Source organism: Synechococcus sp. WH 7805 (assembly GCF_000153285.1).
GTDB lineage: Bacteria > Cyanobacteriota > Cyanobacteriia > PCC-6307 > Cyanobiaceae > Synechococcus_C.
Window position 1 is genome coordinate 1,028,798 of sequence record NZ_CH724168.1, and the last position, 24,090, is coordinate 1,052,887.

The 24,090-nt window shown below is 52.7% G+C and carries 23 protein-coding genes; 13 read left to right on the forward strand and 10 right to left on the reverse strand.

Going from position 1 to position 24,090, the window contains the following annotated elements; genetic code table 11:
* Nucleotides 1-266: 266 nt before the first annotated feature.
* Both WH7805_RS05545 and WH7805_RS05550 read right to left on the reverse strand, forming a co-directional pair.
* Nucleotides 267-1,901: an urea transporter gene (locus tag WH7805_RS05545; protein WP_083773562.1), complete on the reverse strand. Its 1,635-nt coding sequence runs from the start codon at nucleotides 1,899-1,901 to the stop codon at nucleotides 267-269.
* A complete protein-coding gene (locus tag WH7805_RS05550) occupies nucleotides 1,870-3,348 on the reverse strand; it encodes an arginase family protein (protein WP_006042030.1) in 1,479 nt (492 codons plus the stop codon). The genes WH7805_RS05545 and WH7805_RS05550 overlap by 32 nt, the downstream gene beginning before the upstream one ends.
* A gap of 699 nt (nucleotides 3,349-4,047) precedes the next feature.
* Between WH7805_RS05550 and WH7805_RS05565 the strand changes: the two genes are divergently transcribed.
* The gene (locus tag WH7805_RS05565) at nucleotides 4,048-5,190 is read left to right on the forward strand and encodes a hypothetical protein (protein WP_006042033.1); all 1,143 of its coding nucleotides are present in this window, start codon (nucleotides 4,048-4,050) and stop codon (nucleotides 5,188-5,190) included.
* The gene (locus tag WH7805_RS05570; RefSeq protein ID WP_006042034.1) at nucleotides 5,187-6,461 is read left to right on the forward strand and encodes an urea ABC transporter substrate-binding protein; all 1,275 of its coding nucleotides are present in this window, start codon (nucleotides 5,187-5,189) and stop codon (nucleotides 6,459-6,461) included. Before WH7805_RS05565 ends, WH7805_RS05570 begins: the two co-directional genes overlap by 4 nt.
* Here the strand turns inward: WH7805_RS05570 and WH7805_RS05575 are convergent.
* A complete protein-coding gene (locus tag WH7805_RS05575) occupies nucleotides 6,451-7,173 on the reverse strand; it encodes a DUF4079 domain-containing protein (protein ID WP_006042035.1) in 723 nt (240 codons plus the stop codon). The two genes, WH7805_RS05570 and WH7805_RS05575, sit on opposite strands and share 11 nt — an antisense overlap.
* 79 nt (nucleotides 7,174-7,252) lie before the next feature.
* Between WH7805_RS05575 and WH7805_RS05580 the strand changes: the two genes are divergently transcribed.
* The 3 genes from WH7805_RS05580 to WH7805_RS14385 all read left to right on the forward strand — a co-directional run bounded on the left by WH7805_RS05580 (nucleotide 7,253) and on the right by WH7805_RS14385 (nucleotide 8,920).
* Complete coding sequence (locus WH7805_RS05580; RefSeq protein WP_006042036.1) at nucleotides 7,253-8,455, forward strand: aminotransferase class V-fold PLP-dependent enzyme; 1,203 nt, start codon at nucleotides 7,253-7,255, stop codon at nucleotides 8,453-8,455.
* A gap of 67 nt (nucleotides 8,456-8,522) precedes the next feature.
* The gene (locus tag WH7805_RS05585; RefSeq protein WP_232198962.1) at nucleotides 8,523-8,768 is read left to right on the forward strand and encodes a hypothetical protein; all 246 of its coding nucleotides are present in this window, start codon (nucleotides 8,523-8,525) and stop codon (nucleotides 8,766-8,768) included.
* A gap of 14 nt (nucleotides 8,769-8,782) precedes the next feature.
* Nucleotides 8,783-8,920 (forward strand): hypothetical protein, encoded by a 138-nt coding sequence (locus WH7805_RS14385; protein WP_156783627.1) that lies wholly within the window; start codon nucleotides 8,783-8,785, stop codon nucleotides 8,918-8,920.
* Between the two features lie 43 nt (nucleotides 8,921-8,963).
* On the opposite strand, the gene WH7805_RS05590 is transcribed toward WH7805_RS14385, so the two are convergent.
* Nucleotides 8,964-10,160, reverse strand: coding sequence for a hypothetical protein (locus WH7805_RS05590; protein WP_232198963.1), 1,197 nt, complete (start codon nucleotides 10,158-10,160; stop codon nucleotides 8,964-8,966).
* On the opposite strand from WH7805_RS05590, the gene WH7805_RS05595 reads away from it, so the two are divergent.
* Together WH7805_RS05595 and cax are read left to right on the forward strand one after the other, a co-directional pair.
* A complete protein-coding gene (locus tag WH7805_RS05595) occupies nucleotides 10,159-11,406 on the forward strand; it encodes an ABC transporter substrate-binding protein (protein WP_232198964.1) in 1,248 nt (415 codons plus the stop codon). The two genes, WH7805_RS05590 and WH7805_RS05595, sit on opposite strands and share 2 nt — an antisense overlap.
* Before the next feature lie 83 nt (nucleotides 11,407-11,489).
* A complete protein-coding gene (gene cax, locus WH7805_RS05600; RefSeq protein WP_156783628.1) occupies nucleotides 11,490-12,617 on the forward strand; it encodes a calcium/proton exchanger in 1,128 nt (375 codons plus the stop codon).
* Nucleotides 12,618-12,620: 3 nt separating this feature from the next.
* On the opposite strand, the gene WH7805_RS05605 is transcribed toward cax, so the two are convergent.
* From WH7805_RS05605 to yidD, 3 genes are read right to left on the reverse strand one after another with little or no spacing between them, the layout of a single operon-like run.
* A complete protein-coding gene (locus WH7805_RS05605) occupies nucleotides 12,621-14,129 on the reverse strand; it encodes a UDP-N-acetylmuramoyl-L-alanyl-D-glutamate--2,6-diaminopimelate ligase (protein ID WP_038004468.1) in 1,509 nt (502 codons plus the stop codon).
* 28 nt (nucleotides 14,130-14,157) lie between these two features.
* A complete protein-coding gene (locus WH7805_RS05610; RefSeq protein WP_006042043.1) occupies nucleotides 14,158-14,463 on the reverse strand; it encodes a glutaredoxin family protein in 306 nt (101 codons plus the stop codon).
* Nucleotides 14,464-14,469: 6 nt separating this feature from the next.
* Complete coding sequence (yidD, locus tag WH7805_RS05615) at nucleotides 14,470-14,715, reverse strand: membrane protein insertion efficiency factor YidD (RefSeq protein ID WP_038004470.1); 246 nt, start codon at nucleotides 14,713-14,715, stop codon at nucleotides 14,470-14,472.
* An 84-nt stretch (nucleotides 14,716-14,799) separates the two neighbouring features.
* Here yidD and WH7805_RS05620 point away from each other — a divergent pair, with 84 nt between their 5' ends.
* Nucleotides 14,800-15,933: a hypothetical protein gene (locus WH7805_RS05620; protein ID WP_232198965.1), complete on the forward strand. Its 1,134-nt coding sequence runs from the start codon at nucleotides 14,800-14,802 to the stop codon at nucleotides 15,931-15,933.
* Nucleotides 15,934-15,952: 19 nt separating this feature from the next.
* Here WH7805_RS05620 and WH7805_RS05625 read toward each other — a convergent pair whose 3' ends face one another.
* Nucleotides 15,953-16,774 carry a DUF3365 domain-containing protein gene (locus WH7805_RS05625; protein ID WP_006042046.1) on the reverse strand — a complete coding sequence of 274 codons (822 nt, stop codon included), beginning with the start codon at nucleotides 16,772-16,774 and terminating at the stop codon, nucleotides 15,953-15,955.
* A gap of 143 nt (nucleotides 16,775-16,917) precedes the next feature.
* Here WH7805_RS05625 and rpsD point away from each other — a divergent pair, with 143 nt between their 5' ends.
* Together rpsD and WH7805_RS05640 are read left to right on the forward strand one after the other, a co-directional pair.
* Nucleotides 16,918-17,526 carry a 30S ribosomal protein S4 gene (gene rpsD, locus WH7805_RS05630; protein ID WP_006042047.1) on the forward strand — a complete coding sequence of 203 codons (609 nt, stop codon included), beginning with the start codon at nucleotides 16,918-16,920 and terminating at the stop codon, nucleotides 17,524-17,526.
* A 464-nt stretch (nucleotides 17,527-17,990) separates the two neighbouring features.
* Nucleotides 17,991-19,115: a fatty acid desaturase gene (locus WH7805_RS05640; protein ID WP_083773564.1), complete on the forward strand. Its 1,125-nt coding sequence runs from the start codon at nucleotides 17,991-17,993 to the stop codon at nucleotides 19,113-19,115.
* A gap of 71 nt (nucleotides 19,116-19,186) precedes the next feature.
* Here the strand turns inward: WH7805_RS05640 and WH7805_RS05645 are convergent, their stop codons facing one another.
* On the reverse strand, nucleotides 19,187-19,441 hold the full coding sequence (locus WH7805_RS05645) for a hypothetical protein (RefSeq protein WP_006042051.1): 255 nt from the start codon (nucleotides 19,439-19,441) through the stop codon (nucleotides 19,187-19,189).
* Nucleotides 19,442-19,522: 81 nt separating this feature from the next.
* Here WH7805_RS05645 and WH7805_RS05650 point away from each other — a divergent pair, with 81 nt between their 5' ends.
* On the forward strand, nucleotides 19,523-20,680 hold the full coding sequence (locus WH7805_RS05650; protein WP_006042052.1) for a PLP-dependent aspartate aminotransferase family protein: 1,158 nt from the start codon (nucleotides 19,523-19,525) through the stop codon (nucleotides 20,678-20,680).
* Entirely contained in the window at nucleotides 20,677-22,149 is a 1,473-nt protein-coding gene (locus WH7805_RS05655) for a PLP-dependent transferase (RefSeq protein ID WP_006042053.1), read from the forward strand. The genes WH7805_RS05650 and WH7805_RS05655 overlap by 4 nt, the downstream gene beginning before the upstream one ends.
* Here the strand turns inward: WH7805_RS05655 and WH7805_RS05660 are convergent.
* Nucleotides 22,146-22,940: an outer membrane protein gene (locus WH7805_RS05660; protein WP_156783756.1), complete on the reverse strand. Its 795-nt coding sequence runs from the start codon at nucleotides 22,938-22,940 to the stop codon at nucleotides 22,146-22,148. The two genes, WH7805_RS05655 and WH7805_RS05660, sit on opposite strands and share 4 nt — an antisense overlap.
* A 155-nt stretch (nucleotides 22,941-23,095) precedes the next feature.
* Here WH7805_RS05660 and cysK point away from each other — a divergent pair, with 155 nt between their 5' ends.
* Nucleotides 23,096-24,082: a cysteine synthase A gene (gene cysK, locus WH7805_RS05665; protein WP_006042055.1), complete on the forward strand. Its 987-nt coding sequence runs from the start codon at nucleotides 23,096-23,098 to the stop codon at nucleotides 24,080-24,082.
* The last annotated feature ends 8 nt before the right edge of the window (nucleotides 24,083-24,090 follow it).

Genomic DNA, 24,090 nt, shown 5'->3' on the forward strand with positions numbered 1-24,090 from the left:
TTGAGGTGGAGAGATCGACACCCGAGTCAACCGGCGAGCTGAAGTTGATCGCCTGATGTGGGTTGGTTAACAGACCTCACGATGGGGCAAGAGTTATCTCTTGGCCTTTTCTTTCTAAAAGCAATCGTAGGTGGCTGTTACCAACCAAGGAAATCATCAGCCGCCTGAGCCTCCCCTGCCAGGACTCATAAAAGAGTTCGGATCAATTCAAAAACCCAAGACCATAGAGACTGAAGCAACTGAAACAGAATCAAGCCAACAAGGAATCATGTCAAAAGAAGCCGGTCGACAAATTGAGACCACTCTATGGCTGATTGAGACTCAAAAATATATGCTACTTCGTCCGACGAAAGGGGCTCTAAACCAAGAGAATGCAGCAACATAGACAACTCATTGACATCAAAAGAACGATCATCATTACGATCAATAGGCATCAGGTAAGCGAGCAAACGCTCTTCATCTCGCCTAAGGTATTGCAATTTTTGAATCAACAAACAAAACTCTTCAAAATCAACGAAGCCATTGCGGTCAAGATCCATACTCGCCATCGTGGCATCAAGCTGAGCCACCAAATGAGGCGACAATCGCCGACCCGAAAACTTTGCCGAAGATTGACTCTTGGTCAAAGCACGCGAAAACTCGCTTACACTCAGTACATCATCATGATTAACGTCAATGAATGAGAAAAGATCGCGGGCTTGATCCAGACAAGGTTGGTCTAATGGATACCTTTTGAGCAAGTGATGATCACCCGCTATGCGACACCTCATATTAAAACGGAAGTCTTTGAAAACCCTGAATGCAACTTTAAATCGACGAAGATGCTCTTCCGGTGTGACAATAGAATGCAGAGGAATCGGGATTAATGCTGGCAAAGCTTTGCCAGCTAAACGCATCACCAACCACGTCGTAAGAACAAAACTTAGTGTCAGAGTCGGCAAGCTTCCAATCAATAGTTCTTGCATCAATTGCAAATAGACAGCAACAATGGCACCGATCGACGCAAGAATCAGGCTTCGGATCGTGGGTGTGTGAAAAATCCCCCCGATTGCGATTGCCACTAGCAAACTATTGTATCCCCAAAGGCCATCTGAAATAGAGACCAATTCAACACCTTGACTTAGAGCTGTCATCATTCCCAGGAGTGATCCCCAAGCCCCTAAACCAGCAGCGATAGGGCTAGCAATCAAAACAGCGAGAAAAATCAAACAACCACTAAGCAATTCTCCATTCAAAAAGACTTGTCCAAAGCTTTTGAAGATACCCACGAAAATAGACTGCGCAATGTCAAGTGAAAAGCCCCTGCCAGTCATAATCTCCATTAGCTCGGGCGATGTATTGATAGCAGGAGTAAAGAAGAGCCACACAACCAAACAAAAGGGCAACGTAAGTGCTGGGGGATCGTTTCTATGAGAAAACCTTTTTCTCCATAGTTCAACGAGCACAGTTGAAAGGCCAGCCGCCAAGAGGACAAGAGCGATGACACCAAATCGATTGAAACTCGAATCAACGTTGATCAATGCAGCAGCTGCACAGCCAACCAGAGTGCCGTTAAAGCCATAAATCCCCTGATCGCGCAGGTTTGGACTCAAACCGAGGAAGTAAGCAGTTAAGTTGGCCGACAACATGGCAGCCAACACAAAAAAAACCGTTGATGGTGAATTAATCCAAAATGCCAAAAAAATGAAAAAACCACTTACCGGGTTATTAATGAAAATAACCTGAGAAAAGCTGCGAAAACAGATCGCGGAAAAGCCACGACTGGAAAGAATTTTTTCGAAAAAATTTAAATTTCGGGTGAGCGACGGAGCGGGAAGCAAAGCATTAAACTTTTCATAAATAAATTGAGAATCAGAATTCATCATTAAATCAGCAATTAGAGTACCGATCAGACAAAACATCAATTCCTGCTCGAAAAATTCCCAAAGAGACTTCCGCCAAAGTATTTAACTCGTCAAGATGAGGATTAATTTCACAAATTTCCCAGCAGCAAACACGCTGATCAGATAAAAGGGTTCTTAGCAAAAGAATAGCCTCATGCGCCCAAAGACCACCAGGTACAGGGGTGCCTGTTCCTTTACAGATCGTTGAATCCAGGCAGTCAACATCAAAACTAACATAAATCAAATCAACATCTGAAAGATAGGAAAGACAACGATTAGCAGCCGCAACTGGTCCCTCTTGTCTTACATCATTAGTAGTCACGATTGGGATATCGTATCGAGAAAGTGTAATATTCTCTGCAGGCTCGGTGTCTCTAACGCCAACATAGATAAGGTTATCAAGATTTATGGCTGGAGAACTCAATCCATGGAGCCCTTTCAATTCATCCCATAATTGTCTGGTCAGCGAATCAATGTCGTTAATAGCCTCAGATTGATTATCATGACCAGATGCTATAGCAAGTGGCATCCCATGCATATTACCTGAAGGTGTCGTAAAAGGTGAATGAATATCTGCGTGAGCATCAATCCAAATCACTCCAAGATTCTTCTCTGGGTGAGCCCGTCGAATGCCAGCAATCGTTGATGCCGCAGTTGAATGATCTCCAGCGAGTACAAGTGGAAAAGTATCATTCTCCAAACTATTGCAGACCAACATCGCTGCATCCTTCATTACTTGAGTAATGACCTCAATATGACGCGCATATGGAGTAACAATGTCTGCTTGTATTTTCGAGGCTCGTGCTAGAGAAGAAGTATCGTTAATATCAACCATTATTTGCTCACATGTGGAGCGTAAATCATGCTGCTTTTTAATAGCTTCCTTCAGCATCTCGATCCCGGCACCAGCGCCAGGTTTTCCAGCTCCAAGATCACAATCGACTTCCAACAATGAAATTTTATCCAATGTTAATGACGAACTAATCTGGACTAATTTCTTTTTCAATAACTTTAAGTCTAAAAGGGAAATGTCAAGCGAACTTGCCTGTTGAAGCAGGGCAAGAAATTCAGCAGTATTGATCTCACCATTTTTATCGACGTCTAAAGAGTCAAACAAAGCCTGAAAAGCATCCGTCATTTTGTCCGCATCAAACAATGACATCAACGTTGAGAACTCTGCGGAACTTAGAGAGCCACTGCCATCCGTATCAATCAGTTTAAAGATATCTCTGAGGAGTTGATAAGGCCCTAACTCTGGTTGCTTTTGGGCCCACTCTAAAAACTCATCTCGACTGACTAAGCCATTATTTTGCATCAGATTATTGAGCAACAACATCTCATCATTAGCTAAAATATCTGTCATTGACGCAAACACTTGCTCAAGCTCTTTTGACGTAATAAAACCGTCACCATTAACATCAAAGAGCGAGAAAAGGGATGACAGTTCTTTTGAATTGACCACCACGTTCGTCGATACACGCCTAAACAAGATTTACACCTAGAGGAATAAAAAAACTAGTACTTGCTGCTACATTTTTCTTTTTATTTAAGAAAGGAATGACAACCTCTGTAAAGCAGTCCAGACAAAGAAGCGGGCTAAATCTAAAATTCAATGTTACAGGCCTTCTTAGCTTAATGAAATTCAACGGCACTCTGATCTCCCTAAAAGATATTGTCAACAAGCTCGATCGACCTTGTCGCTGGGTCCACAAAGGAGCCTATGAAATTGCCATTTTCGAAGATGAGGTGAGCAACCTAAAACTCAATTGGTGGCCATCGACCGGAGAGATTAGGCTCGTTGGAGACCCCGAAGTTCGAGACGATGCGGTAAAGAAGTTGACACAACTCTTGGCTGAAGTGGCTTCCTGATGTGGACACACTCCTGCGGGGCAATGAAACAAATTCTGCAAACTTGATGACAGTCGCCAATCGGATTGAAACCTGGAATTCGCCCTTAGAACCAACAACCCATGGGCCTCAAAGCAGGACACAGACCTCCGGCTGCTGCCCGAACCCGGCAACAACAATTTGAAGGGCAGCATTGGTTCCCTGAGCGGCTATCAAATCAAAGAAGCCAGGTTCACTCCGTACATGCGCTGACGTGCAACCAGGACACTGACGCAAGCGGTTGGCATGGCCATCTTTGGTGTAAGTCGGTGACCGCATGCGCCGGACCATCTCAAAACGCTTCAAGTTCCTGCTCATTGCCTCGGTTCTGGCAATCGCTCTGTTGTTGGGCACACGCGCGATCGTGCATCGCGGCCCCAGTGCAGAAACGATTCACTCTGACGCGGTTCAGGAGGTGATGGAAGGCGCCACAGGCCTGGAGGCCGTCGAGCCCTCCGAGGAGCTTGTCGCCAAACACCCGTTCATCTATGCGGGCATTCATCTCGACAAGATCTACGAGCTCAATTTCAACTCGCGCACCTTCACAGCAGACGGTGAGATCTGGTTGGAGTGGCTTCCCGAGGTAGAGGAGCTGCTTCAGCGTTACGACACTGACCCCGCCGATCTGATCACGCTGACCAATCGCATTGAGACATGGGACTCCACCTTTGAGCCGGACGCGGCAGGACCGCGGGCGCTTTCAGGGGGACGACATCAGCTGCTCTTCCACTTCTCAAGTCGGTTCTACGACGATGCGGTGGACTTCCGTAGAGATCCCTTCGATGTGCTGAAGGTGCCGATCATCATCGAGCTCGACCCTCTCTGGACCTCCCACAAATACGCCGATCTACGTCTGCTGCCGTTGCCATCCAACGACAATCTTGTCGGAGAGCTGGGCTCCCTCAGCGGCTACCAACTTCAGGGCGCCAGTTTCACACCATTTCTGCGAAGAAGCTCCAACAAGCTGGGCACCTGGTATCGCCCTCATTTCAGCCAGGTTCGCTTGGAACTGACATACCAGTCGAATCTGTGGCCAGGGATTGTGAATTGGATCATCCCCCTGATGATCATCAATTCGATCGTGCTGATGGCGCCATCGGTCGAGGGAACCCTCTCAGATGTGCGACTTGCGATCCCTTCAACGGCCCTGCTCACTCTTATTTTTCTGCAGCAGTCGTACCACGCATCCCTGCCAAAGCTTCCATACACCACCTTCCTTGATGATCTCTTCACAACGAGCTATCTGATCGCCATGGCTCTGTTCGCATTGTTCACATGGGGATACAACGCCTACATCGCTGCACCGGATGAGCAGAAGGCCAGCACCATGCGGCGGATCAATCAAGCCGACATGCGCTTCCAGTACCTCTCCTTATGCCTGCTGGTGCTGACTGCTGTCATCAGCTGGGGGAGACGATGAACCAATGCATCGCGACTGCGACGCGGAGAGGCCTACCCGGCCTGGTCAGCCTGCTGAGCTCGCTGTTGCTCCTCAGCTGCGGACAACGAAATGGGCCGCAGCAAACGGCGACGATCCGCGTGGGCATCCTGCACTCTCGGACTGGCACCATGGCGCTCTCCGAAGCCACGGTGGCTGAGGCGGAGCGTCTGGCGATCGAAGAGATCAATGCTGCTGGCGGCCTCAAGCTCAACGGTCGGCTCGTGCTGGTTGAGCCCATCGAAGAGGACGGCATGTCTGACCCCGCCGTCTTCGCTCGCAAAGCACAACGGATGCTGAACGACGACAAGGCGGTGGCAATCTTCGGTGGATGGACCTCCGCCAGCCGCAAAGCCATGGTTCCGGTGATGGAGGCGAGTAACAGACTTCTGTTCTATCCGGTGCAATACGAGGGACAGGAGTGCTCTCCTGCCGTGGTGTACGGAGGATCGGTGCCCAACCAGCAATCCGAACCAGCCTTAGGCTGGATGCTGAACAACCACAGCAAACGGTTGTTGCTGATCGGCTCGGATTACGTCTACCCGAGAACAGCCAATCGCATCATCCGCGCACAGGCTGAGCGCGAACAAGCACGTGTACTCAAAGAGCACTACCTCCCGCTGGGGAGTGAAGCTGTTCAACCGTTGATCGCGGACATTCAAGCCGCTCTCAACGCTGGGCCAGTTGCCGTGGTGAATACCCTCAACGGCGATAGCAATATCGCTTTCTTTCAGGCCCTGCAAAGGCAGGGATTGAATCAGCGTTCCGCACTCAAGGTGCTCAGCCTTTCCGTGTCGGAGGAAGAGGCGGTCGCGATCGGACGACGCAATATCGCCGGCACCTACGCAAGCTGGAGTTATTTCCAGAGCCTGCAAACGCCGGAATCCGCCGCTTTCGCGCAACGTTTCCGGCAACGCTATGGCTTCCACCGCGTGATCAACGACCCGGCGGAAGCCGGATACAGCTTGGTTCACCTGTGGGCTCAGGCGGTGGAGACCTCCGGCAGTGTCGAAACCGACGCTGTACGCCAGGCGCTCATCGGCAGCCGTTTTACAGCGCCCCAGGGTGATCTTCAGGTGAGTTCCAGCCTTCATCTGAAGAAACGGTCTCTGTTGGCCAAGGCAGACCCCAAGGGGGGATTCAGGGTGCTGGAGGATTTCGGAGTGATCGAACCCAAGCCCTGGAATCCTGCTCTTCCAGAATCAGCGGGGGCGACCTGCGATCACCGGGATGCCCCCCTGATCAAGGAGTGATCCCAGGTGGCTGACTTGAAGCAGGAGGCGGACAGGTGCGCGTCTTGAAATTGCAGGCATAGATCGTTGAGGCCTGCCAACTCAAGGGGATTTCGAGCAGATCGCGGGTCCCGGTGATGCCCTGCACCAGGAACAGCACTGCCGCCAGCACATTGGCGGTGACGTGCAGACGCCGCAGGCGCAGGTCACGCAGGATCTCAGGCTGGGCGCCGAGAGAAAACAGCATCAGGCCCACCACAGCCACACCGGACCAGTAATGGGACTGCCAGAAGGCTGGAGAGAGTGGATCGTCAGAGAGTCGCCAGACCTCTGGCTGCGCCCCGAGACCGAGCACGCCGGCCCAGGTGATCAGTACAAATGCAAGACGAAGCACAGGCGCCTTCGACACCCAGAGCGCTGCCAAACTCACAAGTGTTCCTGTCAGCACAAGCAACAACTGCGCAGCCCTGGCGGCTCCGCCGTGAAATGCCATCAAGGGCTTGTCAGTCGCAATCGCCACGGTGAGGGCCACGAGCACGACCAGCACCACGCCTACCGACAACCAACGGCCAAGGTCGCTGTGTTCGCGGCCCACGGTGGGGGGGCACTTCAGCGTCTTCAAACGACGCGCTCGGGTCTGCATCGCCAATCGCACGACGATGCCGATCAAGGGGTAGACGATCACCACCGCCAAAACGGGGTGAAGAATGCCGAGCCAGTCAACGGTCGTCATACCGATCTCTTCACACCTGCAACGTAGCCACGGTGCCAGCCTGCATTTACGAAACGACCGAGCCCACCCATCTGATCGCATGCTGAGAGATCTCTGCCCAGCCCTGAGCGGCAAGACGTACTTCAACTACGGAGGGCAGGGGCCCTTACCCGATCCTTCTCTGGACGCCATCACAACCAGCTGGAAACGCATTCAGGAGCTGGGTCCTTTCACAACGGACGTCTGGCCCTACGTGAGTGCAGAAGTGAACAGCACCCGTTCTCTGCTGGCGAGAATCTGCGGCGTCCCGCCCCATCGCCTGGCCCTGAGTGAGAACGTGACCAGTGGCTGCGTGCTGCCGCTCTGGGGATTACCCATCCATGAAGGAGATCACATCCTCATCAGCGACTGCGAACATCCCGGCGTGGTGGCGGCATGCCTGGAACTGGCGCGCCGGCAGCGCCTCACCGTGAATTGTCTGCCGGTGCGTCAACTGCGGGGAGGGCGTAACGATCAGGCTGAGACCGATGCCGCCGTGCTGGAGGCTCTCGAGCAGCACCTCACGCCGCAAACCCGCTTGGTGGTGCTCTCCCATCTGCTGTGGAATACCGGACAGCGGATGCCGATTGCCGCGGTCGCCGACCAGCTCCAGCAACACCCAGGCCAGGCGTTTCTGCTGGTGGATGCGGCCCAGAGCATGGGCCAGATTCCAGTGGATGAGGCCGCCGCTGCCGCAGACATCTATGCCTTTACAGGACACAAGTGGGCCTGTGGGCCCGAAGGACTTGGGGGCGTCGCTCTGTCGGAGCGCGTTCTCGAGGAGTCCAATCCAACCTTGATCGGATGGCGCAGCCTCCGCGATGAAACCCGCGCGTCCCTCGACGATCCCCATCCTTTCCACGCCGACAGCCGTCGTTTCGAGGTGGCCACCAGTTGCGTGCCTTTGATGGCAGGACTGCGTTGTTCGCTGAATCTGCTGGAGCAGGAAGGAAGACCAGGCCAGCGTCTGGAACGGATTCGCCTTCTCAGCGAGCAGCTCTGGCAACAGCTCTCGGATGTTCCAGGGGTGATCCCCCTGCTCGATGGCCCTCCCGTTGCAGGCCTGGTGAGCTTTCAACTCGATACGACCAGCACCACACTGAAACCGTCTCAGATGGTGAAACGACTGGGAGATCAACGCATCTGGATCCGCGACCTCGCCGATCCAAGCTGCCTGAGAGCCTGCACCCATGTGTGCAGCAATGACAACGACCTGCGACAACTCGTCGCCGCTATTCAACACGCACTAGTTACGCACGCGTAACGCTTTAGAGACGCAATTGTTCTTGATTAACTTCAACTTGCATGTGCTGATCCATTGCCGGAAACCTTTGTCAGCCAGCCCATTCCCTGGCTCACTGTCTCTTGCGATCCTTTCCGCATTTCTGATGGAGTTCGCCATCGGCGGCCTGATCCTCGTGGCCATGCTCTGTCTGGTGCATGGCCTGCTGTTAGTCCTCAGCGAGAGACTGACGCACCTCGGCCTCGTGCTGATGGGATCGGCGGCGGGCATCAATCAAACGGCGAGCAACACCGGCAGCTCACTAAAACGCTCTACGTCCTGCGCCACGGGCTGAACCAAGGAATCACCGTGCCTGCCCAACTGAGCCACATGCTGGTGCAGAACATGCTGAAGCTGATTCCCCTGACAAGCCTGGGACTGCTGATCGGTCGGCGCACCTGCCTGGATTCTCTGAGCCTTGTGATCGAAACCTTCAGAGAGACATGAGCGAGAGGAACGCCTTGACAGATTGACGCAAGCAATAAAGAACTCAAGCACCCTGGGGAATGGAAATCCAAGCGATAGTCACCGCAATCGTGCAAAACACGACCATCAACAAGGGCCATATTTCATCAAGAACTTCCAAACGATGCGAGAGCTTATTTTTAGACTCACCTGGCGCCATCACATCTAACTCAGCATAACGACGACCAATCCAAATCAACAAGATAAAGGCAACCAGTGTCACCAGATAAGCGATGACATACACCTGATCGAGGAATGTCAAAAATGGCAGATCTGGCAACTCATCACGATAAACCTGCTGAAGAAAGACCAGAGTAAGCAAAACGGTAACGGGAATCCCAGCTCTCGCATCCTGTTCATCAGGACGCACTTTAAAAACAAGCAAAACCATCACCATCACAACCACCAAAGGCAACATCAACCTCCAAAAAGCCGACCAAGCCGATGTACCAAAAGTGATGTCATAGACAACAAGACTGTAATCCCCTTCAACACCACCCAGCCCAAAATTGGTGGCGTAATTATGCCGATATTCCGCGATAGACCAACCACGACTGAGCCAGCCAATAATCCCCGTTCCCGCATACAATCCCATCCCACTATTTTGAATATCCGGCTCTATTCGAAAGTTTTTATAGCCAAATAGACCATCCACGTCATCAACCTCAATCGCAATTGGAAGACTAATTGTAAGAAACGGGAAATGACGGAAGCTCGTTCGATCAATGTAGAAACGACCGATATAGGTATAGAGCTGGTAATAATCACCATTGTCCAATTGCACTGGATCTTGACGGACGGGTGTTAGTACTGGATCAGCATCAGACAGCAGGGCATTAATCAACTGAACCTGTTCGTGCAATTGAACATCTTCAGCATCAAGATAGTCCTGCAAAGATTGATCCCAACGCATCCACACATATCCGTTCGACGAAAAGCTTGGAACGCTTAAATCAAGGTCGTATGTGCTGTTCGCATAAATACCAAGCTTGACATGAAAGCGTGCCTGCTCGAGAGCCTCCATATCCTCAGCCGACTCCAAAGGGCCGAGAGATTCACCCCGTTGAGACGTCCAACCATCACTTGGCAAACGATTGGGAGATGTCGTGAGCGCCCTTGATGCTGAAGACAATCGCAATGAATCCCTTCCACTGATGTGATCGACGTTTAGATTGGTAACTGCAAACATCGCCAATCCAGCGGCCATCACCACGGCAGCCATGGCAAGGATGTTCCACTTAAAGCGTCGTAGTCGAGTCATGAAAAAGAAATTAATCGTGAACAGTCAAAATCTCTTGGTCCAAAGCAAAAAGATGTGGCCTTGGCTGATTTCTGCACTAACTCTTGGCCTAAGTCTATCCACGACGATCACTCCTGCCCAACTCAAAACGAATCAGCAAACCGAGTCTCAAGATGATGCATTGATTATCGGACAGTCAATACCACTGACAGGACCTTCCGCCGAACTCGGCAAGAAGTATCACGCTGGAGCCATGGCATGGCTCACACACATCAACAAACAGGGGGGAATTCACGGGCAAAAAATCAAATTATTAAGCCTAGACGACCAATATGAGCCTCAACAGACAATTGTCAATACACAAAAACTAATTCAACAACCAGACCTAATCGCTTTATTTGGTTTTATCGGTACACCGACAAGCAAAGTCGTATTGCCAATTGTCGAACGCGAGCGTATTCCCTTCGTGGCTCCACTCACAGGTGCTTCGCTGCTACGAGATGATGACCTTAAAATGGTTTTCAACATGCGTGCAAGCTATGCACGAGAGATCCAAGCGATTGTCAACAGCTTGGTAAGAAATGCACAACAAAGAATTGCCGTCATATATCAAAATGATGCATTCGGAGAAGACGGGCTGCAATCGACTCTTGCCGCCCTGAAAACACATGATCTCAAGCCTCTGACAACCGCAACGGTGGAGCGCAACTCTGCGAATGTCAGACGAGCTGTCAACACAATTGCAGATGCAAACCCCAATGCTGTCATTATTATTTCAGCTTATGTAAGCTCCGCTGCCGTCAGCAAAGCTCTTCGCGATAGAAGAATGAACGTTCAGATTATGAATGTTTCATTTGTAGGAACCGGTGCCCTAGAAGAGGCATTGCCACCAGGACAAGCGAACGGAATTGGCATCAGCCAGGTGGTGCCCTTTCCCTGGAATCGATGGATCCCAGTTGTTTCAAGGTATCAACAATTAATGCGTAAATACAATCCAAACGCCGCTTATGGATTCACAAGTCTGGAGGGATTTATTGCCGCGCAAATGCTTACAATAGCTCTTGAAAGAGCAGGCAAAAATCCTTCCAGGGCAAAACTGGCAAAGTCCTTAGAATCGATCCAAAATCTCGACCTCGGTGGTTACACGATTGACTTTGCAAGTGATGATCACCAAGGAAGTGATTATGTCGAATTAACTTTTCTCGGCGCACAGCAATGGGAGCCCTGAGCCTGGGCACAACAATCATTCACCATCCTTAAGAACTAAGGACTAGACTTTGCTCATCGAAACTTAAATCACTCAAGAGACAATTGAATTCTGCTAACCCAGGCTTAACATCTAACACTTTCCTGAAGCTTGGGCGCTGGAAAGCAATACCGGCCTTGTTCTTATTGCTGTTAACGCAATTTGCACTCAGCCAGGGCTGGCTACCGTTGGTAAGTTTTTTGATTGCTGGTCTAGGAATCATTCCGATTGCACTGCTTTTGTCAGAATCCACGGAAGAAATTGCAGAGCATAGTGGTTCAACCATTGGTGCGATCCTCACCGCACTGTTCGGAAATTGTGCCGAATTCATCATCGCCCTAACGGCACTCCGGAAGGGCCTCGTTGATGTTGTCAAAGCAAGCATCACTGGAGCGATTCTCTCCGACCTCTTACTCGTCACCGGATTGGCCATGCTGATCGGCGGTTTGCGCTACAGCGAACAAAGCTTCCAGCCCACAATGATGCGCACAAATGGTGCTGCCATGACTCTCGCAGTGATCGCGTTAGCACTGCCTGCATCATTAATCAGTACGTCAGGAATCGACAATCCACAGGATATTCACGGCCTCTCGATCACAGTTGCAGCAATTCTCATCGCCATTTATTTACTAACGCTTGTCTTCTCACTGGCCACCCACAATCATTTATTCGATCCGCCAATTATCATTGACAAAGACAATGAGAACGTTGAAGCCGAAACAAGCAGCTGGAAAACATTAAGACCCTGGTTAATTCAATTGGTAGTCAGCACTGTAGCTCTCGCATACCAATCTGAACAATTTGTTGTTGCATTGGAGCCTGCAACTGAACAACTAGGTCTTAGTGCATTATTCACTGGTGTCATCATCATTCCGATCATTGGTGGCTTTTCCGAGTATCTTCCAGCGGCGAGAGGCGCCTTGAACAATCGAATGGACCTTTCGCTTTCCCTGGCCATGGGATCAAGCCTTCTTGTTGCATTATTCATGGCCCCAGTGCTTGTCATCATCGCCAATTTCATCGGACAACCGATGGATCTAGACTTTGCATCTTTCGAAGTAATCGCCCTTGGATTCAGCGTTTTTATTGTTAATTTAGTGGGAATGGATGCGAAGTCAAATTGGCTTGAAGGTGTACTCCTTCTTGGCACTTACACTATTTTTGGAGCGGCTTTTTATTATTATCCCTCTTGAATTTCAAGACAGTCCATAGAGACGCAGTGCTTTTTCCGCCTCTTCTCGATCGTCAAAATGAATCTTTCCAATGTCCAAGATTTGATAATCTTCATGCCCCTTTCCAGCGATCAGAAGAAGATCATCTGGACGGGCTTCACGAATCGCATTAGCGATTGCAGTTGAGCGGTTCACATCTACTGAAAACTCCGTACCAGTGGGTAGGCCAACGACAATATCTTCAAGGATCTGGTTTGGATTTTCAGTACGGGGATTGTCGGAGGTGATGACAACCCGATCAGCCAACGACGCTGCTATGGATGCCATCTGAGGTCTCTTTCCGCGATCCCGATCACCGCCACAACCAAAAAGGCAGACAAGCCGGCCTTTAGTAAAAGGTCGGCTTGCAAGAAGTGCATTGCGCAAACCATCAGGGGTATGGGCGTAGTCAACAATCACAGAAGGATGTTCATCGATCATGGCTGAGCCCTTAACAACGACCCGTTCCATCCGTCCTGGCACACCCCTGAAGGAGGGAATCGAAGCCAGCAGCAGACCCAGTGGCAGTCCCTGCTGAAGCAGGGCACCCACGGCCTGCATGAGATTCATCAAATTGAAGCGACCCACCAACGGAGAGTGAAACCGGCCTTCACCGAGAGGTGTCACCAACAGTCCATCCACGCCCGCGGACGTCATCCGCAGATCGCCCATGGTCAAATCAGCATGGGTTTCAAGACTGGAGCTCCAGCAACGTTCCCCCAGTCGATCCGCCAACTGCCGGCCCCAGGGGTCGTCCGTGTTCACGACCGCTCTCGGCCCCTCACCAACCAAGTAGGGCGACGCGAACAACCGTGACTTGGCCTCGAAATAGGCCTCCATGGACGGGTGGTAGTCGAGATGGTCCTGAGTGAGATTGGTAAAGACGGCTCCTGAGAAGCGACAACCAGCCACACGATGCTGATCGAGAGCATGGGAGCTCACCTCCATGGCGGCCATCTGGGTGCCGGCCTCGAGGGCTTCCGCCAGCTGTGCTTGCAATCGATCCGCTACCGATGTCGTGTGCGTGGCGGTGAGGCTATGGCCAGGCCAACGGTTCACCAGTGTTCCAAACAAAGCAGCAGGCTGGCCACACGCCTGGCTGAGATGTTCGATCAGATGGGTGGTGGTGGTTTTTCCATTGGTGCCCGTGACACCGATCAACCCCAAGCGTGTGGAGGGCTGCTGCCAGAACGCCGACGCCAGCTCCCCGGCCCAGACGGACACGGGATCTGGCAACACGAGAACCGCGTCTCCAAAGGCCGGTGGATGGGACGCGGCAGCCTGTTCTCCGATCAGAACGGCAGCTGCGCCGGCCGCCAGCGCCTGCGGCCAGAAGCTGCCTCCATCCACCCTCTCTCCTGGCAGGCCGATGAACAAACTCCCCTTTCCAACGCAGCGGGAATCACAGGTGAGCGACGTCACCGTTGCATTCGCCAGACCAGAAGGAACAGGCAAACCCGCGGCCTTGAGCAGAGCATGGAGCATCTGCGTCATCACCAACCCCTGCAATTAAGAGATTGTTCTAGTCCGATCCCAGAGCACTGGCGCAGACCCGTTGCAACCAACTAAACAGTCCCTCACCACGAAGGCGTGGAGAGACCCTCGGTAATGGACTGCTGTCCAAAGCCAGGACAGGCACCTCGAGTTCGTAGAGAGCCTTCAATCTGGGGTCAAACCCAGGGGCATCAATATCCTCCACCCTCAGCACCAGAGGGGGGAGCACAGCCATGAGGTCCAGCGCTTTCAGGCGCTGTTCGAGCCCCTCGCACAGGCAGCAGCCCTGGCGGCTGTAAAGCGTCAGTACGCGGGGCGTCGGGTCAAGGGTCATGAGCGATCAGTCGGGAACAGGATCACACCCGCAGGGGGTGAAGGGGTGGCAGCGACTGATCCTGCGCAGGGTGAGCCAGCCACCTTTCCAGGGACCATGCTTCTCAATGGCCTCCAATCCATAGGCACTGCAGCTTGGAATGAACCGGCAGCGGGGTCCGATCAACGGCGAAACAAAGCGGCGGTAAAAGCCAATCAAAGCGACGAACAACGCAGCCATCGCCATCGAAATCCGATGCCCTAGCGCAGCCATTGCATATCGATCGAAGTGAATGGACCTTCATAATTTAGTGACAGCACAGAAACCGTTTTGCCGCGCAGACGCTGGATCCAGCTCTTGCTAGCTCTGCTGTCGATCGGGATCAGCATCTGGCTCCACCTCCTTCCCATCGCGCAGGCGAATGAACGCCTACCTGGCCAGGCCAACCGCATTGGCGAGCTCTGGAAACTGAACGCGTCGCGCTATCCCTGCGTACCAGCTGACACGCTCCCATCCAACGCCTTTATCCCGCCTCAGGAGCGGAAGGAGCCAAAACCAATCCCCGTTGGTGTCAATATTCATGTGAATGAAATACCGCAAATATCAGACACTTACAATCGCTTTCAAGTGGATGGCCTGCTGACTTCCACTTGGTGCGATAGCCGGATTATCAGCGAAATCCCTCAGGGCGAAGCTGAGCTTATTTTGTTCAATAATGCAGCTGAAAACTGGCTGAGCGAACATTGGTCGCCACAACTTGAATTCACCAACCGAGTGAGTGAAGCCTTTTACCAGACTCAAACAATTGCACTGAGAAGCAATGGATCCGTCGAGCGAACTGCTCGCTTTGAAGAGCAGCTTGGATCCGAATTCAAACTCGAAAAATTCCCATTTGACCAGCAGCTTCTCAAACTCTTTGTCCAGTCCTTCTCCTGGGAACAGAGCATTGTGAAATTGGTGAGCCTTGGAGATGTGGTCAGCCTGAGCAGAAACGCGAGGCTACCCGAATGGAAAATCAAAGACCTTCGATACGTAATCAAAAACCACGATGATCCTGAAAAAGGCAGTAAAGAATTTTCGCGATTGTCATCCACCATCACCATCAGTCGCCGCTCCGGCTACTACATCTACAAAATATTCTTACCCCTAGGAATCCTCACCTTTACGAGCATATTTTTCCTGGCCATTCCAATTGATGCCTTCGCAGACAGGATGGCATTTATTTCGGGGCTACTCTTCACAACGCTGGCCTACCAAATCATTATCGCAAGCTCTGTTCCCCGAGTTCCATACCTCACACTTGGCGATACCTACACGATCTTTCTATTTACATTCATGATCTCAGAAGTTTTTATTGCTTACCACATCTCACAAAATCTGAGAAAAAATGGGAGCGAGCGTGTTCCAGCAATTGAGAGAGTGATGGAAATCTTTCTTCCGATCATCTTCATCACATCCCAGGCTCTTTTCATCTGGCTTGCTCTGAATTAGTCACAACATCAGAAAAGGGTTACTCTAAATGCTGATCACGAAGATCTTTAATTCGACGAGCAATAAAGCCAAATTCATCAGGACGCTTTCCAAGCGCATCATTCATGTTCTCACCATTCAACATGCGCATGACTCCGAACAGGGGCCTAAGGATCACTCTTGAAAAAACCTTGTTGACCAACAAAATCACGGCCACTGACAACCCACCGATTGCGGCAACCAAAAGTAAAGCGAACCGGCTCGGCGCTGGGAGGCCTGCATCTTCCGGCAGCATCACAATCTGAGCACCAACCACATCACCCACTTTCCAGCCAAAACCTCCCTTTCTGCCATACACCCTGAGTTGGCTGCGGGGGGCACGCTCAGGAGTTGAATGACAGACAAGGCAACTTTCCTTGCTCAAACGAATTGGTTTTGCAACGAAGTATTGATGATGATCACTACTGGTTTTCAGAGATCCACTTAACTCCTTGAGCGATGGATCATCCATGAAACGACGAATTAAAACTGCTTCCTCATCGTCCGCCAAATCGGCCGGACTTGTGGGATTGAGGGATGCCTCCCGATACTGGAAATCCTCATAGGCATGATTTAACTTCAAATATTCAAAAACCTTCGTTGCCGAGTAGCTGGGAACAGCCGCAGGAAGAAAGGCTTCATCAGAGACAGCGTTGATGGGAGCAATGATCGGATTGACCTTTCGCGAGGTGTATTCGCGAACTGACAGCATCACATCCATGAATTGGGTGGCCTGGGATTTCACGTATTGCCTTGCGACAGCCGAGTAGCCCGCAAGCACCAACACCACGGCAAGGATCAAGGCGATGAGCTGGACACCCACAAACCTCAAGAGAAAGTCGGTGGCAACGGATCGGGTAGGCGGGCTAGTCAAGACGTGACCCGAATTTTGATTCGCGATGCTAACGAAGGTCTAGAGTGGCTGGTTCGCGCTCATGCGCGGCACACACCCAAACAACCTTCCCTATGTCTCGTTACCGCGGCCCTCGTCTGAGGATCACGCGGCGCTTGGGAGACCTCCCCGGTCTCACCCGGAAGGCCGCAAAGCGGTCCTATCCCCCCGGTCAGCACGGCCAAGCCCGTCGCAAGCGCTCTGAATACGCGATCCGTCTCGAAGAGAAGCAGAAGCTTCGCTTCAACTACGGCGTCTCCGAGCGTCAGCTCGTGCGTTACGTGAAGAAAGCGCGCGCCCAGGAGGGTTCCACCGGAACCAACCTGCTCAAGCTGCTCGAGAACCGTCTCGACAATGTCTGTTTCCGCCTCGGCTTCGGTCCCACCGTGCCCGGCGCCCGTCAGCTGGTGAACCACGGCCACGTGACCGTGAACGGCCGCGTCACCGATATCGCCAGCTACCAATGCAAGCCAGGCGATGTCATTGCCATCCGCGAGCGCAAGTGCAGCAAGCTACTCGCCGAAGGCAACCTGCAATTCCCAGGCCTTGCCAACGTGCCCCCGCACCTGGAACTCGACAAACCCAAGCTCAACGCCAAGGTGGTGGGACGCTGCGAGCGCGAGTGGGTGGCACTCGAAATCAACGAACTGCTGGTGGTGGAGTACTACTCCAGAAAAGTCTAAATTTCAGCCACTGCCTCGTTTTTTAAACTCCACGAGACTCTTGTCCCCCGTCAATCGACGATGGCGGACAAGAGTTTTTTTATTCAGATTCTTGACGATTCAAAGCAGTCAGTCACTCGGCAATCTTGAAAGACTGCTCCAAATGGCTCACATGTTTCTCCAAGGTCGATTCTCTTCGCTTTAATTCGAGCTCGCGCTCGTAAGCCCTCTCATCCATCTGCGCTCTACCGCCATTCATCATCTCTGAGTAGGTGAGAGCTCTCGGTTTTTCCGGGGGCAGAGGAGGGGTAATGTCGCTCATTCGCAGAATCCACTAGCATTAGACACCGATAGGTGAAATTTCAACCAGATGCCGCCAAGTTAAGTTTATTTTTATCATCAGATCTAGCATTCGACACAATCCACTCACAAAATTCGCGTCGAATCCATCACTTCCAGGCCATACACCAACGAAGGCTTTTTTCTTGACCAGCCCCGTAACCAAAAACCTGTCAACATCGACGCTGAGGCGCATTGACTTAAATATCAAGCCCTTTGTTCAGAGCAATGACGGAATTGCCGCATGGCAGCTTGCTAATACAATTTTACCCTTAATTGCATTCTGTGTTGCGATTGCGAAACTTACAGAAGAGCTAACGCTTGCCTCGATAATATTAACTCCGATAGTATTCATTTTCATCATACTATTTTTAAGCAGAAGTTTTTCATTGATGCATGACTGTGGCCATCACAGCTTATTCAGGTCCAAAACGTCCAATCGTATTGCTGCCTTCCTTTTAAGCATTGTCCACGCAATGCCACATCATCCCTGGTCGAGAGGTCATGCTTTTCATCACAAACATAATGGCAACTGGAATCGATACAGAGGTCCATCAGCACTTACAACGCTTCGCGAATACGACAAGAAAAGCAAAAATTCAAAATTAATTTATCGAATCTTACGTCATCCGTTAACCCTGTTACCAGGAGGCTTCTATTATTTAGTCATCAAGCCAAGAGTTGCGCTACTTCTAGGACTTTTTGAGCTGATCGCCAAGGCACTTGCGGATGGGTGGAGCAATCTTGTGGCAGGGAGAACTTTCAGACCAAAAGTTTTCATTGCCAATCACAATTCAAGCTTCTTTTACACGAAAGAAGAAGTTTATGACACCGTTGCCAATACAATTTGCGTCTCGATAGCATGGTGGTTGATCGGGAGCGCAATCGGCTACTGGCATTTTTGGATTTTGTACACCCTTGTCATGAGCGTTAGCGCAGCAATCATGATCGCCGTTTTCTTTATTCAACACAACTTTCCTGGTTCTTATGCGAGCGGCGAAGACAATTGGAGTTATTTCAGAGGAGCTGTCGACGGCTCCTCATTCTTGATCTTGCCTCCGATTCTCAATTGGTTCACCGCTGATATCGCTTATCATCATGTCCATCACTTATCAGAAAGAATACCGAACTACAGCTTACGCATGTGCCACGAAGACAATAAAAGTAAATTCGATGGCGTCAAGCGACTTCAACTTAACCAATTTTGGGAATGCTTCTCATTAATCCTTTGGGACAATGAATCCTTCAAGCTTGTTTCAACTAAACGCTAAAGACAAGATACTTTTCGACAGTGAAATTGCAAAACTAATCCAGCATTATTTTTAGCATGAGACCGAACTCATCATCGAATGAGATTGGCCTTGAAAAAACCAAGCCCCAAGCCAAATCCCTTGGGTTTGTCTTCCAGGAACGTGATAGCTAGTTCAAAATCCATTAACCCCACTTCTTCGATGACTTCTCGCGAGACTTTGCCCTCACCTTGTTCGAAATAGCGAGCATGAATCAAGTCTTTGTTTTCACTCAGAAAATTGACAATTTCACTGAGAACATGATCTCTCCACTCATCTTTCTGGGACTGCAGCAGATTCTCAGCCACAATGATGTCTTGATACGGTCTTGACCCTAGTGGGTTCCTGATCAGCGGTTTCCTAACCTTCGAACAGAGTGCAACCACCCCGTGCAGCATCCCGCGACCGCACCGGCTGATGCCACCCGTGCAATCCATCACGGTGAAAGCTTCGCGGATGACACCGGCACGGTGATGCCACCGATTTACGCCACCTCCACCTTTGCCCACGGCAATGTTGGTGGATTTGACTACACCCGTTCAGGCAACCCCAACTTCTGCATTCTTGAAGGCGTGTTGGCTTCTTTGGAACGGTGTGACCACGCCACGGTGTTCGCCTCAGGCGTGAGTGCGATTACGGCCATCGCCTCCACTCTCCAACAGGAAGATCTCGTGCTGTGCGAGGAAAACCTTTATGGCTGCACCGTGCGTCTGTTCGAACAGGTGTTTGCCAAATTCGGTGTGCGCACCGAATGGATCGATTTCACAAATCCCTCGGCGCTATCAGCGATCGCAGAACGTCAGCCCGCCATGGTCTGGCTGGAAAGTCCCACCAACCCGCTGCTGAAAGTGATTGATCTTGAAGCGGTCTGCAGCGCAGCCCATGGAGCAAACGTGCCTGTTGTGGTCGACAACACCTTCGCCACCGCCCTGGTGCAGCGCCCTTTGCAGCTCGGTGCCACGCTCTCGCTCACCAGCACCACCAAATACATCAACGGTCACTCCGACGCCCTCGGCGGTGCCGTTTGCACGGATTCCCCCGAATGGCACGAGCGCATGGTGTTTGCTCAGAAAGCCCTGGGACTGATGCCATCGCCCTTCGATTGCTGGCTGATCACCCGCGGCGTCAAAACCCTGCCTCTGCGGCTGCGCCAGCAGATCGCGAACGCAGCTGTGCTGGCCGACCATCTTGCCGACCATCCCCAGGTGGAATGGACGCGTTATCCCCACCGGTCGGACCATCCCCAACAGGCTGTCGCCCTCAGGCAGATGCAAGGCGGTGGAGCCATCGTGACGATCGGCCTGGATACCAGCCGAGAACAGGCCTACGCGGTATGCAAAGCACTGCGCTGGTTCACCATGGCAGAAAGTCTGGGGGGCGTGGAGAGCCTGATCTGCCATCCCGCCACCATGACTCACGCCGCTGTGTCTCCTGAAGTGAAACGCAAGCTGGGCATCAGCGATGGCCTGATCCGCCTGTCAGTCGGCTGTGAAGACGTCGCCGATCTGATTGCCGATCTCGATCAGGCTCTGACGACGTTGTCATGAGTCCCCGCGATCTAATCCATGATCCTTGTTGGCAGGGGCACGATCTCGGTCACCCCTTGCCGGACTCCACGCATGCGGTCTCGGTCGCGTTGCCTCGCTGGAGCGACGTGGTCGCCTACGAGGAGAACGATCCAGCCTGCCGCGCAGTACTTCGCACGGTTTACCCACGCTTCGGACTGCATCCACTGGTCAGGGAACTGGCGCGCCTAGCCCAAGCGCAAACCGATGCATCGGAGGGTTGCAGCACCTGGCCCTACTCCACAGAAGCTGCTGCTCAGGCCGCCGCCGCCCATTGCCGACGGCGTGTTCGTGATGCCGAGACGCAAATCAAATACGTACGGGGGCTGGCTTGCCTGATCGCCAACCAGGCGGCAACCCCTGCGGCCAAAGCCTTCTGGCAACATGCCGGCCTGGGTGCCAGTTCTCGCCAAGCCGCCATTGCTTTAGGGAAAGAGCACTGCCCCACAAACACGCGAGGCCACTCTGCTCGCGACACTATTCGCAAGCGGCTTGCCGATATCTATGGCTGTGGGACCGAGTCCATCAGCCTGCGTCCCTCGGGCATGGCTGCCCTTCACGGCGCCCTCAGCCTTGTATCGGCACTTCATCCTGGCCGCCCGACTCTGCAAGTCGGCTTCCCTTATGTGGATGTGCTGAAACTTCCACAGGTGGTGTTTGCCGGAGCCGAACTGCTGAACGACAGCTCCCCTGCCGCCATCGGCGAGAGTCTCGATCGCCTCAATCCTGCAGCGGTAGTGGTGGAGCTGCCCAGCAACCCGATGTTGCAATGCGTGGATCTGATCACCGTGGCAGAGCTTGCCCATGGGCGCGGAATCCCGGTGATCGCCGATGACACGATCGGATCGTGCCTGAACATCGACGCACTGCCTTATGCCGATCTGGTGTTTAGCTCCCTGACGAAAAGCTTCGCAGGTCGAGGCGATGTTCTGGCCGGAGCCCTGGTTGTGAGTCCTCGTTCCCGCTGGCATCAATCCTTTAGCGCCGCCATTCATCAGGCACCAGCAGTCCTGGGGGATGCCGATGCCCTTTGCCTGGAGGAGGCCAGCCGTGACGTGCGCGAACGCATTCCCCGCTTGAATGCCAACTGCACCGCTCTGGCTCAGCGGCTCAGCCATCACGCCGCCATCAAGAGAGTCCTACATCCCAGCCAGTGCCGCACGTTCGAGGCGCTGCAGCGGCCGGGATCGGGCCACGGTTGCCTCTTGTCGTTTGAACTTCATGGAGGCCTTGAGGCCGCCAAACGGGTGTATGACTCCCTCTCCATTAGCAAAGGGCCCAGCCTGGGCACCTCCTTCAGCCTGTGCTGTCCTTACATGCTGCTGGCCCACTACAGGGAGCTGGACTGGGCCGAATCCTGTGGAGTCCCCCCTCACCTCCTGCGCGTTTCAGTGGGACTTGAAGATCCCAATGAACTCTGGGAGCGGTTTGCCCTGGCGCTGGCTGCCTAGAAACGAAACCGAAGAATCCCGATCACCGCTTGAGTCTTGAGATCCACCTGAGTTCCCCCAATGCCAAGCCGAGCGCGGCGCTGGGAACGCGTGATGGTGGCGGTGGCCTTGGGAGTTCTGAGCTGGCCCAGATCCATCCAGCGGTAGGACAGATCCAGCGCAATACGATCACTCAATGGGATCGCCACACCAGCCGTGAGCAGCGTGGCCAACGACTGACTTGTGCCCCCCTTGACCACAGTTTCGGCACTGGGACCTTTAGCAGGGAAACCAAAGGTGATGTCCGCAATCGTGATGGATGCAGCGCCCACACCTGCCCCTAGATAAGGACGGACACCAATCACTTCCGGCGCGTCGACGAGAACCACGCCAAAACCCGCCAGGCTGCGGCCGGACGCCGTCACAGGCTGATTCGAACCCGCGCCAAGAAAGTTGGCCTGCCCCTGCCAATCCAGTTGTGGGGACCAGTTGACCAGTGCCTCAGTCCGCAACCAGGAGGTCCAGCGGTACCCCAGGGCAGCGTCGAGGGTGGGACTTTGCCGGAAAGATCCCAAGGCTCCGAGTGGTTGGCCATCCTCACCGGATCCACATCCAAATAAAGCCGGTGGCGTTGTCGATGCACAGTCCTGATCGCGAAGGCGCTCCGTCTGCGGCCACTGCACCCCAGCTCCGAGCCTCAGATACAGGCCACGATCAGCATCATTTTCCGATGCGGACACCGGAGTCGGAATCAATGCCAAGGTTGAACAGCCCAGCGCACAGCCAATGGCAGGGGCAATGCAACGGGGCAAGGCAAGAGTCAGATACACGCTTCAATCTTCAGCCATGTCGCACTGGTGATTTAAGCCGTTCAGGCACTTCAAAGTCTGAATAAGTCATTAAGCGACGGAGCATCCCTTCTTAGCCATTCCTAAGTTGGTCAACTAGGGCTTTTTGCGTTTCCACCATGTCCCGCGTTTACGCCGACAACAGCCAGGCCATCGGCAACACACCCCTGGTGCGTCTGAATCACGTGACCAAAGGCTGCAAAGCCACCGTGCTCGCCAAGGTAGAAGGGCGCAACCCCGCCTACAGCGTGAAGTGCCGCATTGGCGCCAACATGATCTGGGACGCTGAAAAGCGTGGGGAGCTAACAGATGGCAAGGTAATTGTTGAGCCCACCTCAGGGAATACCGGAATCGCCTTAGCGTTCACCGCAGCGGCCCGCGGTTACAAGCTCGTACTCACCATGCCGGAGTCGATGTCGATCGAGCGTCGGCGTGTGATGGCCGTTCTCGGAGCTGAGATTGTTCTCACCGAAGCCGCCAAAGGTATGCCCGGGGCCATCGCCAAGGCCAAGGAAATCGCTGACAGCGATCCAGCCAAGTACTTCATGCCTGGTCAGTTCGATAATCCGGCTAACCCGGATATCCATTTCAAAACCACTGGCCCTGAAATCTGGAACGACTGCGACGGAGCCATTGATGTACTGGTGTCGGGGGTCGGCACCGGCGGCACGATCACCGGCGTGTCCCGTTACATCAAGAATGAGGCTGGCAAAGCCATCGAATCTGTGGCTGTGGAACCCAGTCACAGCCCTGTGATCACCCAGACCCTCAACGGTGAGGAAGTGAAGCCAGGTCCCCACAAGATCCAGGGCATTGGCGCTGGTTTCATCCCCAAAAACCTCGATCTCTCCATCGTCGACAAGGTGGAGCAGGTCACGAACGAGGAATCGATCGCCATGGCTCTGCGCTTGGCCAAGGAAGAAGGCTTGCTTGTCGGCATCTCCTGCGGCGCGGCGGCGGCCGCCGCCATTCGTCTGGCTCAGCAAGACGACTACGCCGGCAAAACTATCGTGGTGGTGCTGCCTGATCTAGCCGAGCGTTACCTGTCTTCAGTGATGTTCGCTGAAGTCCCCGCTGGAATCATCGAGCAACCTGTCCCTGCCTGATTGATACT